The organism is Cupriavidus taiwanensis, assembly GCF_900250115.1.
In the GTDB taxonomy this organism is placed as follows: domain Bacteria; phylum Pseudomonadota; class Gammaproteobacteria; order Burkholderiales; family Burkholderiaceae; genus Cupriavidus; species Cupriavidus taiwanensis_B.
Genome location: NZ_LT984803.1, coordinates 1727024 through 1742234, shown reverse-complemented (window position 1 = coordinate 1742234; position 15211 = coordinate 1727024). Strand labels below are relative to the sequence as shown.

Below are 15211 nucleotides of genomic sequence, written 5' to 3'. Positions count from 1 at the left end.
AGCACGCCGCTGCCGATGCCCCCGGTTCTGGTGTCCGGGCAGCAAGGACAGGTCGATCACGTGCAGCGAGCCGGCGTTGTGCTGCAGGTAGAGGCGCCCGATGGGCTCGCCATGACGCAGCATCAGCAGGAACTCGGCATCCGGGCAGGCCCGGTAGGCGCGTTGCTGGGCGTTGAACTGCATGGCGAGGAAGGCGGCGCGCTGCGCCTCGCTCCAGCCGGTGCGGCGCAGTTCCGTCTCCCGGGTCGAGGCGTACAGGCATGCCAGGAAGGTCTCGTCGGAATCGGCGACCGGCCGCAGCGCGATGCCCGGCACGTCGATGGCGGGCATCGGCGGCCTACGGATGCGGCGGATATTCCCCGCTCAGCGCGATGCAGTACATCAGCGCCGTGTAGGGCTGCATGTTCTCGTGCGGCTGGCTGGCGCCGGCCGCGCCCACGGCCTGGGGCGACAGCGTGGTCATGACCGGTGCCGGCGACGCGCTGACGGGGATGCAGCTCTGGTTGTTGGGCACCATGAAGCGGGCGGGCAGCCTGGCGCTGGCTTCGGTCGAGACCGCGCGCGCGGTGTCGCCGTAGGCCGCGTGGTTGTGCGCGGGCATTTCCGTCGCGGTGAGGGTGACCGTGGCATCGCCCTGCGGATTCCCCAGCTGCTGGTCGACCGGGCCGGTCACCGCGCGGCCGCGCAGGTCGGGCAGGGCAAAGTTGGTGGTGCCGTTGCCGCCGTACTGGGTGCCCAGCAGCGAGAACAGCGCCGGATTCTGCTGGATCGCCATCAATTGCCCGTCGCAGGCGGCCCAGCCCGCCGGCGGGTAGGCGCAGCCGAAGATGCGGATTTCTCCCAGGTACTGGTCTGACATATGGCCTCCGTGTTCAGCCTTGCGACGGATAGAGTCCATCCGTGGCGATGATGTAGTTCAGCGACAGCGTTGGCATCTGGTTGCTGTGCGGCTGGGTGCCGCCGCTCATGCCGAGCGTGCCGGAGGCAAAGGCGTTCTTGCCGGGGGGGTTGGCGGTGCCGGCGTCGTAGAACGCATTGGGCGACGGCGTGGTGCCGAGCAGCACGTCCGGTCCCGGGATCACCGTCGAGGCCATGGTGTTGGTCGCCTGGAGCGGATGGGTGTGCCCGGGGATCTGGCCCGGCAGCAGGGTCACGTCCGGGCTGCCGAAGGCCTGGCCGATGGTGCGCGCGCTCAGTCCCGGCCCCGTGCCCTGGGCCAGCGGCAGGCAGCCGCGCAGGTCGGGCAGCCTGAAGGTGCTGGTGCCGTCGCCGCCGTAGATAGTGCCCAGCAGCGAGAACAGCATCTCGTACTGGGCAATGCTGAGCGTCTGGCCAGCACAGAATTGCCATCCCGCCGGCGCAAAGTTGCCGGCAAACATGCGGATCTCACCCACGAATGGTTGCGCCATGATCTCTCCTCAGCCCCGGCCCGGGTAGATGCCGGCCAGCGAGATGATGTAGTTCAGCACCAGCGACGGCTGCATGTTGTCGTGCGGCTGCCCGCCGCCGCTGCTGCCGCAGGCCTCGTCCAGCAGTGGCGCGAGCGAGTCGGGTGTGCCGTACAACGGCTGGCCGGGCCCGGAGACCGATGGGTCGCTGGCGTTGTACAGGTTGCTGGCCGCCAGCACCCGGTCTTGCGACACGCCGACGTTCAGCGCCGTTGCCGGGCTGGAAGAAACGTTGAACGGATGGCTGTGGGCCGGCACCTGCGCCGTGGTCAGCGTGACCGTTTCGACGCCGGCCATCTGGCCCTGCGCGATGCCGCCGGAATCGCGGTGCAGCGGCGTGCGGCCGCGCAGGTCGGGCAAGGCGAAATTGGTGGTGCCGTTGCCGCCGTATTGCGTGCCCAGCAGGCTGAACAGCGCCTGGTTCTGCGCGATGGACAGCTGGGCGCCGTTGCACAGCGCCCAGCCCTTGGGCGCAAAGTCGAACGCGCACAGCCGGATTTCCCCCAGATACTGGTCCACGATCATCCTTCCCCGGTCGAACCACACCCAAAAAGACGCGGCAACCTGCCTGCGCGCGGCGCCGCAATAAAACAGTTTTAATTGAATTTGATAGCTGATATCAAATTTGATCAATTGCGAATTGATCGATTTGACGTATTTTCTGCACCGGGCCGCGTCACTGCTGCGGCCCCTTCCGCAGACCCGTTCTACGCGATTCGCAGACAGACCGAAGTGTTGGCGATGCCAGCGGAAAGTCAACAAAAATAACAACGCCCGACCCGAGCCGCGCCCCGACCGTGCATCGGCGCGCCGCGCTCGCCGACGGCAATGGCAACCCGCCGCAAGCCGCGGGTGTCGGGAGAAATCGGGTGTCTACACAAGCCAGGGGTTGCGCCGGCGCGGAGCGTGCGGGGCGGAGGGCGGCGGCCGTCGCATGTGTCCATCGGTGGTGGCAGGGCTGGCGTTGCCGGCCCGGGTTGGTGCTGGTGGCACTGTGGCTGGGTTTGCTGCTGGGGGCGCCAGCGCCGGCACTTGCGGTCTCGTGCACGCTGAACCTTGCCGCCACGTCCAACCAGCAGACGGTCTATGGCTTCACCGCCGCGGACTACGCTGCCTGCGATCCGAATCAGTTCACCATCGCCTACGACGCCGCCGGCACCGCCAACTTCGGCACATCCACCCGTAGCACCCCCACCGCCCAGGGCGGCACGCTGTACATCTACAACGGCCAACTGCCGAATGGCCAGAACGAGAACGGCTTCGTCTACATGCCGCCCGCCGGTTTCGTCGGCACCGACAGCGCGACGTTCTTCACCAGCGACGATGGCGCAACCTGGGCGCCCAACGGTACGGTGAATTTCAACGTCTCCGCCGGCCCGCCGACCGTGACCGCCGTGACGCCTTCGTCCGGCCCCGACCAGTGGGGGCACCGCCGTGACTGTTACCGGCACCAACTTCGTCGGCGTGACCGCGGTCAGGTTCGGCGGTACGGCCGCATCGTTCGTGGTCAATGGCGCGACCTCCCTGACCGCCACGGCACCGGCCCGCCCGGCCGGCACGGTCGACATCACCGTGACCACCGCCGGCGGTACCAGCGCCACCAGCGCCGCCGATCAGTTCACCTTTGTCTCGGGCCCGCCGGTGGCCAACAGCGTCAGTGCCACGGTGGCGTACGGCAGCGCCGGCAACGCCATCACGCTGAACCTCACCGGCGCCGCGGCGACCAGCGTCGCCGTGGGATCGTCGCCCGCCCACGGCACGGCGATTGCCAGCGGTACGTCGATCACCTATACGCCCACCTCGTCCTACGCGGGACCGGACAGCTTCACCTATACGGCCACCAACGCTTCCGGCACCTCGGCTCCCGCCACCGTGACCATCACCGTGTCCAGCCCGACGCTCATCTATGCGCCGTCATCGCCGCCGCCGGGCTCGGTGGGGGGCGCCTACAGCCAGTCGCTGGCGGTCGCCAGCGGCGGCAGCGGGCCTTACACCTATACGCTGGCATCGGGCGCATTGCCGCCCGGCATGACGCTGTCGAGCGCGGGTTTGCTGGCGGGTACGCCAACTGCGGGCGGCACCTTCAATTTCACGGTGCGGGCCACTGACAGCAGCTCGGGAACGGGACCGTTCAGCGCCGCCAGCGGCACGCTGTCGCTGGTGCTGGGCGGGGCCGCGATGAGCCTGTCGCCGGCGCCGGGGCCGCTCAGCGCGACGGCGGGCAGCCCGTACAGCCAGGCCTTCACGGCGGGCGGCGGCACCGGTCCCTATTCCTACTCGATCACGATCAATGGCGGCACCATGCCGGCCGGGTTGGCGTTCAACAGCGCCAGCGGCGTGCTGGCCGGTACGCCCCGCACGGCGGGCACCGTGTCGTTCACCATCCAGGCAAACGACAGCAGCACGGGCACCGGGCCGTACAGCGTGGCCGGCGCCTATGCGCTGACCATCGCCGCGCCGACGGTCATGCTGTCGCCCGCGACGCTGGTTAATCCCGCGCTGGGAGTCGCCTATAGCCAGAGCGTGAGCGCGAGCGGTGGCAGCGCGCCCTACACCTACAGCGTGGTCGCGGGCGCCTTGCCGCCGGGGCTGACGCTGAATGGCAGCACCGGCGCGGTTGCGGGCACGACGGTAGCCGGCGGCAGCTACAACTTCACGATCCAGGCGACCGACAACCTGGGCTTTACGGGAAGCCGCGCGTACAGCCTCGCGCTCGGTGCGCCGACCATCGTCATCAATCCGGCCACGCTGCCGCAGGCGACCGTGGCTGCGGCCTACAGCCAGGCCCTCACGGCCACCAGCGGCACGGCGCCGTACACGTTTGCGATCACGGCGGGCGCCTTGCCTGCCGGCATGTCGTTGTCGGCAGGCGGCGTGCTGGCGGGCACGCCAAGCGGCGGCGGCACGCACCACTTCACCGTGAGCGCCACCGACAGCAGCGCCGGCACCGGTCCCTATACCGGCAGCCAGGCCTACACGCTGACCGTCAGCGCGCCGGCGTTGACCCTGTCGCCCGCGTCGCTGCAGGCGCCGGTGTCAGGGGTTGCCTACAGCCAGGCATTTACCGCGGGCGGCGGCACCGCGCCGTACACCTTTGCCGTCGCCGCAGGAACGCTGCCCGCGGGGCTGTCGCTGAACCCGTCCACGGGTGTGCTGAGCGGTACGCCGCCGACGGCCGGCACGCAGACCTTCACGGTGCGCGTGACCGACAGCAGCACCGGCACCGGCGCGCCCTACAGCATCAGCCGCGTCTATACGCTGGCCACGGGGCAGGGCATGCCTTCGGCGCCGCCGGTGGCCGTGACCACGCTGTCCAATGCGCCGGTGACCATCCACGCCGCCGCCAATGCCGCCAACGGGCCCTTTGCGGGCGTCAGCATCGTCACGCCGCCGGCCAGCGGCAGCGCCGTGGTGAACGGACTCGACATCATCTATACGCCGGTGCCGACCGCCGCGGGCCCGATCACGTTCACCTATGCACTGGTCAACAGCGCCGGGACCTCGGCGCCGGTGCCGGTGACCGTGACAGTCAACGCGGTGCCGGTTCCGGTGGCGCAGAAACAGGTGTCGACGCTGGCGGGCCGGCCGGTTGCGGTCGACGTGACCGAGGGCGCCAGCGGCGGGCCGTTTACCGGCGCCGCGATCGTCTCGGTGGTGCCCGCCGAGGCCGGCACCGCGACCGTGGCCAGCGCCGCGCCGAAGACGCCGGCCGCTGATGGCAGGCAGCCCGCCGCCACGGCCTACGCCGTGAACTTCGTACCGGCGGCCGCCTTCGCCGGTACCGCGGTGGTGACCTATACGCTTAGCAATGCCGTGGCGACCTCGTCGCCGGCGCTGATCCAGGTGGTCGTGACGGCGCGCCGGGACCCGTCCACCGATCCCGACGTGGTCGGGCTGGTCAACGCCCAGATCGAGGCGGCGCGGCGCTTCGCGAGCGCGCAGATCGCCAATTACAACCAGCGCCTCGAGGCGCTGCACGGCAAGGGCAGGGCGCGCTCGGGCAACCAGATCTCGGTGGTGATGCCGCGCGCCCAGGCCGATCCGCAACGCTGCCAGGCGCTCGCGGGCTTCGCCGCGCGCGATGCCTGCCTGCGCGGCACCGCCGTGGCCGGCCAGCGAGGAGGCGCAAATGAAGGCTCGACCGGCTCCCGTGACGCGCGCGCGAGCGCCGACACCGGCGCCGGCGCCGGCGCCGGCAACGTCCCGGACCTGCCCGGTGGCGCTGACCCCGGCAGCGGCGCCGACGCGGCTGGCGCGGACGACTCCGACGATGCCGACGACGCGCGCCTGGCGTTCTGGACCGCGGGCACCGTCGACTTCGGCTTCGCCAATGCGGGCACGCAGCGCTCGGGCCTGCGCTTCACCACCGGCGGCGTGACGGCCGGGGCCGACTACCGCTTCTCCGACCAGCTCACGCTCGGCATCGGCTTCGGCTATGGCCGCGACAGCACCGACGTGGGTTCGGCCGGCACCCGCAGCACGGCGGACAGTTTCAGCGCCGCGCTGTACGGCAGCTACCGGCCGCAGCCGTCGCTGTTTATCGATGGCGTCGCCGGTTATGGCTCGCTCAGTTTCGATTCGCGCCGCTGGGTCGGCGACGAAAGCGCGTTCGCCTACGGCAAGCGCGACGGGCACCAGGTCTTTGCCTCGCTGTCGGCGGGATACGAGTATCGGAGCCAGGCCTGGCTGGTGTCGCCGTACGGACGCCTGTCAGTATCCGACAGCACGCTCGACCCCTTCACCGAGACCGGCGCCGGGTTCAGCGCGCTGAAGTACTTTGGCCAGACCGTGACCACGGTGTCCGGCACGCTCGGGCTGCGCACGGAATACGCCACGTCGACACGATGGGGCCTGTTCCTGCCGTTCGCGCGGCTGGAGTACCAGCACGATTTCAGCGGCCAGGGTGCGGCCGGGCTGGCGTACGCCGACCTTGCCGGCACCGGCCCCGCCTACACGGTGTCCAACGCGCCGTACGGGCGCGATCGCCTGCAGCTGGGGCTGGGCGGCAGGCTGCGCACGCGTTCGATGACGTTCGGCCTGGACTACAACGTGATGACCGGCATGGGCGGGCTGCAGCAGGGCGTGCGGCTCACGTTCGCGGCGCCGTTCTAGCCGCGCGGGCGCCGCCCGTGCCGCGCTCCGCGCTCAGCGACTCATGCCGGTTCCGGGCGCGCCGCCCGACGGCCCGGTCGTGCCGGTGCCGCCGGTGCCCGTGCTGGGTGCGTCCGGTCCGCTGCCGCGCATGGTTCCCGGGCCGGTAACCGACGGCGAACCGGTCGCGCCGGATGGCGCGGCCACGCCAGACGCACCTGCCGCGCGGCCAGCGCCGGCATCGGTGCCATGCCGCTTGCCGGCCGACGAGCGCGAGCCGCCGTGGGTGTCGCCGCTGGCGGCCTTGCCGCCGCCGTCGGTCATGCTGGTGCCGGTGCCGGGCGTGCCCGGGCTGCCCGGCGTGCCGGTCGTGCCGGACGGGCCCGTACCGGCGCTGCCGCCGCCCGAGCTGCCCCCTGAACCCCCGCCGGCACCCCCCGCGCCCTGCGCCAGTGCCGCACCGCTTGCCAGCGCCGTGCAGGCAAGCCAGGCCATCATCCATGTCCGTGCTTTCATCATCGTCTCCTTGCGGTGGAAGCACGGTAGCCGCAAGGGGCGTTCCACCCTGGCGCGCATGCTGGCGCGCACACCGTTGCAAGCTTTGCCGGGGCCGGCAGGCAATAGTTACCTGAGGCCACATCGGCCGGTGTGGGCGGCCAGCGGCATAGCGCTGCGCATGATGCGGCCCCGGCCACGGGCATGCGGATTGCTTATGAGATTAGAAGTGATCTTGGCAGCGGCGGTATCTCGGGAGCACGCGATGGGGGCGCCGGCAACCACTTTCAAGAAATTCGGGGGACTGGGCGGCCGCATGCTGATCGTCGGTTTCGGCAGCATCGCGCGTTCCGTGGTGCCGGTGCTGCTGCGCCATCTCGACATCACGCCCGCGCAGATCACCGTGATCTGTCCGGCGGACAACGACACCTCGATTGCGCAGGGTTATGGCATCCGCGTGGTGACCAAGGCGCTGACCGAGGAAAACCACAAGCAGGTGCTGCAGGATCTGGTCGGCGCGGGCGATTTCCTGCTGAACCTGTCGGTCAATGTCTCGAGCGAGGCGCTGGTGCGCTATTGCTGGGAGCACGGCGCGCTGTACCTGGATACCTCGATCGAACCCTGGGCGGGCGCTGCCACGGACCCGGCCGCGCCGCTGTCACGCCGCAGCAACTATGCCTTGCGCGAAGGCGTGCTGGCGTTCCGCCTCGACAAGCGCGACGGGCCCACCGCGATCCTGACCCAGGGCGCCAACCCCGGCCTGGTGTCGGCACTGGTCAAGCAGGCGCTGGTCAATATCGCAGCGGACAACGACGTCGACCACGAGCGGCCGGCAAGCTTCGAGGACTGGGCGGCCCTGGCGCGGCAGCTCGATATCCGCGCCATCCACATCGCCGAGCAAGACACGCAGGTGGGTGGCCGGCGCAAGCTTGCCAACGAGTTCGTCAATACCTGGTCGGTCGATGCCTTCATCGAGGAAGGGATGCAGCCGGCGGAACTGGGCTGGGGCACGCACGAGCGGCACTGGCCGGCGGACGCGCGGCGGCATGGGTTCGGCTCGGATGCGGCGGTATACCTGACGCGACCGGGCTTCGGCACGCGCGTGCGCAGCTGGACCCCGCTGGGCGGCCCGTACCACGGTTTCCTGATCACGCATGGCGAATCGATTTCGATTGCCGACCACCTGACGCTGCGCGACAACGGCGAAGTCGTCTACCGGCCGACCGTGCACTATGCCTACCGTCCCTGCGACGACGCGCTGCTGTCGATCGACGAGCTGATGGGCAACGGCGGCCGCAAGCAGGACCACCAGCGCATCCTGCGCGACGATATCGTCGCCGGCATGGACGAGCTCGGGGTGTTGCTGATGGGCAATGCGCGCGGCGTCTACTGGTACGGCTCCCGACTGCGCATCGATCAGGCCCGGGAACTGGTGGAGCACAACACCGCCACCAGCCTGCAGGTGGGTGCCGGCATCCTGGGCGGCATGGTCTGGGCGCTGGAGCATCCGCGCGCGGGCGTGGTCGAGCCCGACGATCTGGATTACGAAACCGTGCTGCGCGTCGCGCGGCCCTACCTGGGCGAAGTGGCCGGCGTCTATGGCGACTGGACCCCGCTGGCGCAGCACTCGCAGCTGTATCCGGAAGCGGGCGATGAAGACCCCTGGCAGTTCGTCAACGTGCGCGTGCCGTAGGCGCAGGCCTGGCGCAACCGGAGCCGAAGACGATGTCGGGGCTGCTGCAAAAGGAACTGGGCGTCATCGAGAACTCGTACTACGAGGCGAGCGTCGAGCGGCCGGCGCCGAACCCGCCGCTGCAGGGGCGCACGGATGCGGAGGTGTGCGTGGTGGGGGGCGGCTATGCCGGGCTGTCGTGCGCGCTGGAGCTGGCCGCGCGCGGCTTCCACGTGGCGCTGCTAGAGGCCCAGCGGATCGGCTGGGGCGCTTCGGGACGCAATGGCGGGCAGGCCATCGTCGGATTCGGCGCCGAGGGCGAGGGCGCGATCGAGCGCCAGTGCCCGGCCGAGCTTGCGCAGGCGGCCTGGAATGCATCGGTCGAGGGCATGCGCCTGCTGGAGCAGCGCATCGCCACCTACGCCATCGCCTGCGACCACGTGCGCGGCTACATGACGCTGGCGCCAAGGGCGCACAAGGTCGAGGGCCTGCGCCGCTGGGTGCGCCATATGCGCGAGCGCTATGACTATCCGCTCGAATGGGTCGAACGCCCGCAACTTGGCCGCCATGTCGCCAGCGACCGCTTTGTCGCCGGGGCGTATGACCCGCGCTCGGGCCACCTGCATCCGCTGAAGTACTGCCTGGGACTGGGCGACGCGGCGCGCCGGCAGGGTGTCGAGGTGTTCGAGAATTCGGCCGCCTATCGCGTCGAGCGCGACCAGGGACCGGTGGTGAGGACGGCCGAGGGCGAAGTGCGGTGCCGGCAGGTGGTGCTGGCGGGCAACGTCTACCTGGGCGAGTTCGGCGACCATCTCGCGCCGGAAATCGCCGCGCGCATCATGCCGGTGGGCACCTACATGATCGGGACCGAGCCGATGGACGCGCCACGTGCCGCCGCGCTGATGCCGAGCCGGGTCGCGGTCTCAGACAACAACCTGATCGTCGACTATTTCCGTCTCAGTGCCGACAACCGCCTGCTGTTCGGCGCGGGCGAGACCTTCAGCGCGCGCCCGCCCGGCAACCTGGTGCAACGCATCCGCACGCGCATGCTGCAGGTGTTTCCGCAAACGGCGGACCTGAATATCGAGTATTCGTGGGGCGGCTTCGTCGATATCACCATGAACCGGGCGCCCGACCTCGGCCGCATCGGCACCAGCCTCTACTATGCGCAGGGGTTCTCCGGCCACGGGCTGTCGTTTGCCGGCATGGCCGGCAAACTGATCGCCGAGGCCATGAGCGGCGATGCCTCGAGATTCGATGTCTTTACCCGCATCCGGCATCACCGCTTTCCGGGCGGCGCGCTGTTCAGGACTCCCGCGCTGGTGCTGGGGATGTGGTACTACAAGCTGCGCGACCTGCTTTAAGGGCGGCCAGCCTTGTCACCGCGGCGGTGCCGGTGGGGTCTGCACGCCCACGCCATGGACATGCACCATCTTCCCGCCCAGCCAGCCGGATACCACCAGCAGGCCGATGGCGATTGCCGACAGCACCATGGCGCCGGCCCCGGCCCCGCGCATGCGCCACCAGGCATTGACGACATAGAGCGCGACCACCGTCAGGTTGATGCCCATGTGCAGCAGCGCAATGCGGCGGATGCCGCTCGGCAGCGACAACAGGTCGATCAGGCCGGGCACGGCCGCGAGCAACGCGCCAATGATGCCGCCGACCATGGCATAGAAGGCCACCACCGGCCAGTTGGGACTGTCGCCGCCGAAATAGCGGATCAGGTCGCAGGCAAAGGAAAAGATCCACAAGCCGATGGGGATGGTGATCAGCATCGGATGGATCGGGTGCCTGGCAATGCTGGCGGGAGTGAGCATGGCGACTCCTTCGACGTTCAGGGCGCATTCATGGCGCATTCATGGCGCGCACGGGCCCTCGCGTTCGCCGCGCCATCGCAATGCCATCGCAGCGCCGGCGCGGCGTGCCTCCCCGTTCAATGATGGCGCTGGTCGTCGCGGGTCACGTTGACCGGCTCCAGGCCACCTTTCGCCGGACCATGCAGCACCGCGCCATCGACGCCGAAGCGCGAGCCATGGCAGGGGCAATCGAAGGATTGCTCCAGGCTGTTCCACTGGACCAGGCATTTCAGGTGCGGGCAGGTGGCGTCGAAGGTGTGCAGGGCGCCGTCCGCGGCGCGGAACGCGGCCACGTGGCGGCCGCCGGTCCTGACCACATGCCCTTCGCCCGGGGCGATGGCATCGAGCGCGACGCCGCCGTCCTTGCCGAGCCAGTCGGCGTAGCGGGCCACCACGTTGGCGTTCTCGCGCGCATACTCGACCACGGCCGTCACCGACTTGCGGGACGGATCGTAAAGATCGGCCCAGTCATTGGTGCGGTCGGTGATCTGGTCGCGGATCAGCATGCCGGCGATGGCGCCGTGGGTCATGCCGTTGCCGGAATCGCCGGTGACGACATAGACGTTGGTAGCGCCGGGGTTGCGGCCGATAAAGGCGACCCCGTCGACCGGCTCCATCACCTGGCCCGACCACGCGAACACGGGTTCGTCGACCACGGGGAAGCGCTGGCGGGTCCAGTCGGCCAGCCGGGCGAAGCGCTGCGCGGCATCGTCGGCCTGGCCGACCTTGTGGTCTTCGCCGCCGCTGATCAGCAGCTGGTAGTCGGCGTCGAGATCGCCGGCAATGCGCACGTAATGGTAGGGATCGAGCGTGTCCCAGAACTGGCACGGCGGCATGCTGCCGCGCGGCACCTTCATGCCGACCACAAAGGTGCGGTACGCGGCCTGCTTGGTATGAATGGCAAAGCGGTCGATAAAGGGCGTATTGGTCGCGACGATGACGCTGCCCGCCTCGATGCGCGCGCCGCGGTCGGTGCGCACGGTGGCGGGCCGGCCATCCTCCACCTCCATCGCGCGGGTGTTGCCGTACACGCTGCCGCCGCGGCGCCGGAGCGCGTCGACCAGGCCGCCCAGGTACTGCAGCGGATGAAGCTGCCCTTGCCGCGGGAAGCGCAGCGCCGAGCGCAGCGCCACCTTGCCGGTCGGCACGTCGCTGACCCGCTCGACGTCGTCGAGGCCGGCCCGGTGCGCGGCATCCAGTTCTCTCGACAGCAGCTCCTCGCCCTCGGAGGATTCGGCGAAGAGGAAGCCGTCGACGCGCCGGAAGTCGCAGTGGATCGACTCTGCCGCGCAGATCGACTCGATCCGGGACACGGCCGCCGCGTGGCTCTGGGCCACCTGCCGCGCCGCCCGCTGCCCGAGATGGCGTTCGATGTAGAAAAAATAATCGTCGAAGGCCGTCATCAGGTGCGCGGTGGTCCTGCCGGTTTCGCCGGCGCCAGGCCCTTGCGCATCGATCACGATCACGGCCTGTCCGGCCGCTGCCAGTTCATAGGCGACCGACAGCCCGGCGATGCCCGCGCCGATCACGCAGGCGTCGCAGCTCGCGTCGCCGTCCAGCGGCGGACTGGAAAGGGTTGTCCCGGCTGCCCAGTATGAAATCGTCATGCCGCCCGGCCTCCGCTTGTCTTGCCTATGTCTCTGTCTATGTCTCAGTGATAGGTCAGGGCCGGCGGCGCAGATATCGGGCGCGGTCCTACACCCGGATGGCCGGATCGCCAGAAATTACCCGGGTAATATTGACTTTATATTTTATCCGGGTAATATTTGGCGATGTTCCTGTTTCTCTTGCGCAGACCTGCCATGACAGCGCCGATGCCTCACCACTTCACCACCTTCGACGGCCACCGCCGCATTGCCTCGGGTCCGCTGCCGGACAACGCGCTCGCGCTAAGACGGGCCCTGGACCACGGCGCGGCCGGGCCGGTGCTGGTATTCGATGACAGCACCGGCCGCTCGATCGACCTGGATACCAGCGGCACCGAAGACGAGGTGCTTGAACGGTCGGCAGTGCGCGCGGCACGGCTGGCAGCGCCGCACCCGGCGGCCGGTGAGGGCGGCGATGCGCCGCAGACACCGCGCGGTCGCGGCCGGCCCAAACTGGGTGTGGTAGCGCGCGAGGTGACGCTGCTGCCGCGCCACTGGGAATGGCTCGCCACACAGCCGGGCGGCGCATCGGTGGCACTGCGCAAGCTGGTCGAACAGGCGCGTCGCGATCCCGCCGGCAAGGATCGCAGCCGCGCGGCCAGCGAGCGCGCCTATCACTTCATGGTGGCGATTGCCGGGGACCTGGCCGGTTTCGAGGAGGCGAGCCGGGCGCTGTTCGCCGACGACCTGGCGGGGTTCGCCCGGCACATCGCGGCCTGGCCGGCGGATGTGCGCGAACACGCGCTGCGGCTGGCGGACCGCAACGCCTGAGCGGCGGGTTCAGGTCCCGCCCAGCAGGTCGTGCGCATCGACGATCGCGTAGGCGATCTCGGGATGCGCCTCCATGCTGCGCCGGATCGCGGCCGGGATCGACTGGCGGATCTTGCGGCACAGGCCGGGCTGCTCCAGTACCTGGATGCTGATGCCGCGCACGGTGCGCACGCCGCGCGCGCTGGGCGTGATGCTCAGCACGATGCCGAGCTGGGCCTGCATCAGGCCCTCCAGCCGTTGCAGCTCGGCCAGGCTGGTCAGGTTCTCGAGCCGTTCGACCAGCCGCTTTTCCTCGGCGCGCGTGAGGCGCAGCACGCGCAGGTCGGCATCGGGGGCGCTCAGCAGCGCTTCGCGCCCGCAGATGCAGGCACCGGGCGGGCATTCCGTGCGGAGGGGGAACGGCGCGTTCATGTCGGGCGCGGGCGGGGCAGGGCGGCAGGATTGCAGGATTGCGGGGGCGGTGGCTGGCTATGTTAAATCAGGATGCCGGCCTGCGGCGCATGGTCCGGCAGCGAAGGCCGATCCGGTCTATGCTCGCGGCTGCGGTCCGGTCCGCATGCCGGGCCGCAAGACAAGAAACCCGCCCCTGCACAGGAGACCCTTCATGGCACTTTCGATGTACGACGTTTCGATCCCTCCGTTTATCCGCGCGCTGGGCAACCTCGACGCGATCCTCGCCCGGGGCGCAGCCCACGCGCAGGCGCAGGGAATGGATCCGGCCGACCTGATCCAGACCCGCCTGATCGCCGACATGGATCCGCTGCCGGCGCAGGTGCAGCGCGCCAGCGATGCCGCCAAGGGCTGCGCCGCGCGGCTGGCCGGGATCGAGGTGCCGTCCTTTGCCGATACTGAAACGACCTTCGCCGAACTGCAGGACCGCATCGGCCGCACCATCGTGTTCCTGGAGCAGATCACGCCGGCGCAGCTGGAAGGCAGCGAACAGCGCGTGGTCGAACTGAAGCTGCCGCAGGGCCCGCTGCGCTTCGACGGCAAGTCCTACCTGCTCGGCTTTGCCTTGCCCAATTTCTATTTCCACGTGACCACCGCCTACGACCTCCTGCGCCACAAGGGCGTGCAGATCGGCAAGCGCGACTACCTCGGGCTGAAGTAGGCTCGCACCGGGCCCGGCGCGAGCACCGGGCTTCACCATTGCCGGGGCGGCGGGCAAGCGGAACCCCTGGGGCCTCTGGTATACTTGCGGCACGTCCGGCCCAATGCCGGGCGCAGCCTGCGACAGGCCAGGACAGCCCCACCGGGCAGCACCCTTGCTGCCAGCACCCGCCCCGATCGATACCTTTCGCTCCACATCCGGTCCACATCGAGGGCGCGACCTCGCGTCAATGCGACCACGCGGCGCGAGGTCCGGCTCCGGCCCTGCCCATCCTTTACTGAACCCCGGCCAGCCAGGCGCTGCCGAACGCTGCGAACCGCTGTTTTACGGTCCGAGAGAGACCCCCACGCATGACTTACGCCGTCAAGGAAATCTTCTATACGCTGCAGGGCGAAGGCGCTAACGCCGGCCGCGCCGCGGTGTTCTGCCGCTTTGCCGGCTGCAACCTGTGGAGCGGCCGCGAGCAGGACCGCGCCAGCGCGGTGTGCCAGTTCTGCGATACGGATTTCGTCGGCACCGATGGCACGCGCGGCGGCAAGTACCGCAGCGCCGACGAACTGGCCGCGGTGGTCGCGTCGGAGTGGCCGCAGGGCGCCGGCGGCAAGCCGCTGGTGGTCTGCACCGGGGGCGAGCCGCTGCTGCAGCTCGATGCGCCGCTGATCGACGCGCTGCATGCGCAGGGCTTCGAGATCGCGATCGAGACCAACGGCACCATCGCCGTGCCGCCCGGCATCGACTGGGTCTGCGTCAGCCCCAAGATGGGTTCTGAGCTGGTGGTCACGCGCGGCGACGAGCTGAAGGTGGTGATACCGCAGCCAGGGCAGGACTTTGCCGCATACGAGAAGCTTGATTTCCGCCATTTCCTGGTGCAGGCCATGGATGGTCCGCTGGCGCGGGAAAATACCGCCGCCGCGGTGGCCTTCTGCCAGCGCCACCCGCAGTGGCGGCTGTCGCTGCAGACCCACAAGCTGCTCGGCATCCGCTGAGCGGCGGTGCCGCTGGCCGGCCGCGCGCGAGCCATGAGGCCAGCCACGAAGGCGACGACGAAGGCCGCATCAGGCAGGCAATTCAGTCCACAATAGAGGCTTCGGACGCACGCGCGGCGTCCGCTTACACGC

At 69.6% G+C, this 15211-nt stretch carries 13 protein-coding genes; 6 read left to right on the top strand and 7 right to left on the bottom strand.

The features are described 5' to 3' along the window. Window positions 1–337: 337 nt before the first annotated feature. The 3 genes from CBM2586_RS08265 to CBM2586_RS08255 are packed head-to-tail and all read right to left on the bottom strand — an operon-like array spanning window position 338 to window position 1967. Complete coding sequence (locus CBM2586_RS08265; protein WP_115687215.1) at window positions 338–859, bottom strand: phage tail protein; 522 nt, start codon at window positions 857–859, stop codon at window positions 338–340. Window positions 860–872: 13 nt separating this feature from the next. Continuing rightward, complete coding sequence (locus CBM2586_RS08260; RefSeq protein ID WP_115662063.1) at window positions 873–1409, bottom strand: phage tail protein; 537 nt, start codon at window positions 1407–1409, stop codon at window positions 873–875. Window positions 1410–1418: 9 nt separating this feature from the next. Beyond that, a complete protein-coding gene (locus tag CBM2586_RS08255) occupies window positions 1419–1967 on the bottom strand; it encodes a phage tail protein (protein WP_115688702.1) in 549 nt (182 codons plus the stop codon). Between the two features lie 915 nt (window positions 1968–2882). Between CBM2586_RS08255 and CBM2586_RS08250 the strand changes: the two genes are divergently transcribed. Continuing rightward, the gene (locus CBM2586_RS08250) at window positions 2883–6560 is read left to right on the top strand and encodes a putative Ig domain-containing protein (protein ID WP_240987907.1); all 3678 of its coding nucleotides are present in this window, start codon (window positions 2883–2885) and stop codon (window positions 6558–6560) included. Between the two features lie 33 nt (window positions 6561–6593). Here the strand turns inward: CBM2586_RS08250 and CBM2586_RS08245 are convergent, their stop codons facing one another. Then, window positions 6594–7055, bottom strand: a complete 462-nt coding sequence (locus CBM2586_RS08245) for a hypothetical protein (protein ID WP_231942472.1) — start codon at window positions 7053–7055, stop codon at window positions 6594–6596. Window positions 7056–7299: 244 nt separating this feature from the next. On the opposite strand from CBM2586_RS08245, the gene CBM2586_RS08240 reads away from it, so the two are divergent. After that, entirely contained in the window at window positions 7300–8727 is a 1428-nt protein-coding gene (locus CBM2586_RS08240) for a homospermidine synthase (protein WP_115687214.1), read from the top strand. Window positions 8728–8759: 32 nt separating this feature from the next. Beyond that, complete coding sequence (locus CBM2586_RS08235) at window positions 8760–10070, top strand: NAD(P)/FAD-dependent oxidoreductase (protein ID WP_115687213.1); 1311 nt, start codon at window positions 8760–8762, stop codon at window positions 10068–10070. A gap of 15 nt (window positions 10071–10085) precedes the next feature. Here CBM2586_RS08235 and CBM2586_RS08230 read toward each other — a convergent pair whose 3' ends face one another. Both CBM2586_RS08230 and CBM2586_RS08225 read right to left on the bottom strand, forming a co-directional pair. Then, window positions 10086–10526, bottom strand: a complete 441-nt coding sequence (locus CBM2586_RS08230; RefSeq protein ID WP_115688700.1) for a DUF2231 domain-containing protein — start codon at window positions 10524–10526, stop codon at window positions 10086–10088. A gap of 116 nt (window positions 10527–10642) precedes the next feature. Continuing rightward, window positions 10643–12172, bottom strand: a complete 1530-nt coding sequence (locus CBM2586_RS08225) for an FAD-dependent oxidoreductase (protein WP_240987906.1) — start codon at window positions 12170–12172, stop codon at window positions 10643–10645. Window positions 12173–12367: 195 nt separating this feature from the next. Here CBM2586_RS08225 and CBM2586_RS08220 point away from each other — a divergent pair, with 195 nt between their 5' ends. Further along, the gene (locus CBM2586_RS08220; protein WP_115687212.1) at window positions 12368–12982 is read left to right on the top strand and encodes a DUF2239 family protein; all 615 of its coding nucleotides are present in this window, start codon (window positions 12368–12370) and stop codon (window positions 12980–12982) included. Window positions 12983–12991: 9 nt separating this feature from the next. Here the strand turns inward: CBM2586_RS08220 and CBM2586_RS08215 are convergent, their stop codons facing one another. After that, window positions 12992–13393, bottom strand: coding sequence for a hypothetical protein (locus CBM2586_RS08215; protein WP_115662071.1), 402 nt, complete (start codon window positions 13391–13393; stop codon window positions 12992–12994). Window positions 13394–13586: 193 nt separating this feature from the next. On the opposite strand from CBM2586_RS08215, the gene CBM2586_RS08210 reads away from it, so the two are divergent. Next, on the top strand, window positions 13587–14093 hold the full coding sequence (locus CBM2586_RS08210; protein WP_115662072.1) for a DUF1993 domain-containing protein: 507 nt from the start codon (window positions 13587–13589) through the stop codon (window positions 14091–14093). Between the two features lie 350 nt (window positions 14094–14443). Next, complete coding sequence (gene queE / locus CBM2586_RS08205) at window positions 14444–15079, top strand: 7-carboxy-7-deazaguanine synthase (protein ID WP_115662073.1); 636 nt, start codon at window positions 14444–14446, stop codon at window positions 15077–15079. Window positions 15080–15211: the final 132 nt, after the last annotated feature.

Excerpts from the sequence above, each read along its gene's own strand:
- CBM2586_RS08230 (WP_115688700.1), bottom strand. The coding sequence starts at position 10,526 with ATGCTCACTCCCGCCAGCATTGCCAGGCACCCGATCCATCCGATGCTG.
- CBM2586_RS08260 (WP_115662063.1), bottom strand. The coding sequence starts at position 1,409 with ATGGCGCAACCATTCGTGGGTGAGATCCGCATGTTTGCCGGCAACTTT.
- CBM2586_RS08235 (WP_115687213.1), top strand. The coding sequence starts at position 8,760 with ATGTCGGGGCTGCTGCAAAAGGAACTGGGCGTCATCGAGAACTCGTAC.
- CBM2586_RS08240 (WP_115687214.1), top strand. The coding sequence starts at position 7,300 with ATGGGGGCGCCGGCAACCACTTTCAAGAAATTCGGGGGACTGGGCGGC.
- queE (WP_115662073.1), top strand. The coding sequence starts at position 14,444 with ATGACTTACGCCGTCAAGGAAATCTTCTATACGCTGCAGGGCGAAGGC.
- CBM2586_RS08245 (WP_231942472.1), bottom strand. The coding sequence starts at position 7,055 with ATGAAAGCACGGACATGGATGATGGCCTGGCTTGCCTGCACGGCGCTG.
- CBM2586_RS08225 (WP_240987906.1), bottom strand. The coding sequence starts at position 12,172 with ATGACGATTTCATACTGGGCAGCCGGGACAACCCTTTCCAGTCCGCCG.
- CBM2586_RS08220 (WP_115687212.1), top strand. The coding sequence starts at position 12,368 with ATGACAGCGCCGATGCCTCACCACTTCACCACCTTCGACGGCCACCGC.
- CBM2586_RS08215 (WP_115662071.1), bottom strand. The coding sequence starts at position 13,393 with ATGAACGCGCCGTTCCCCCTCCGCACGGAATGCCCGCCCGGTGCCTGC.
- CBM2586_RS08265 (WP_115687215.1), bottom strand. The coding sequence starts at position 859 with ATGTCAGACCAGTACCTGGGAGAAATCCGCATCTTCGGCTGCGCCTAC.
- CBM2586_RS08210 (WP_115662072.1), top strand. The coding sequence starts at position 13,587 with ATGGCACTTTCGATGTACGACGTTTCGATCCCTCCGTTTATCCGCGCG.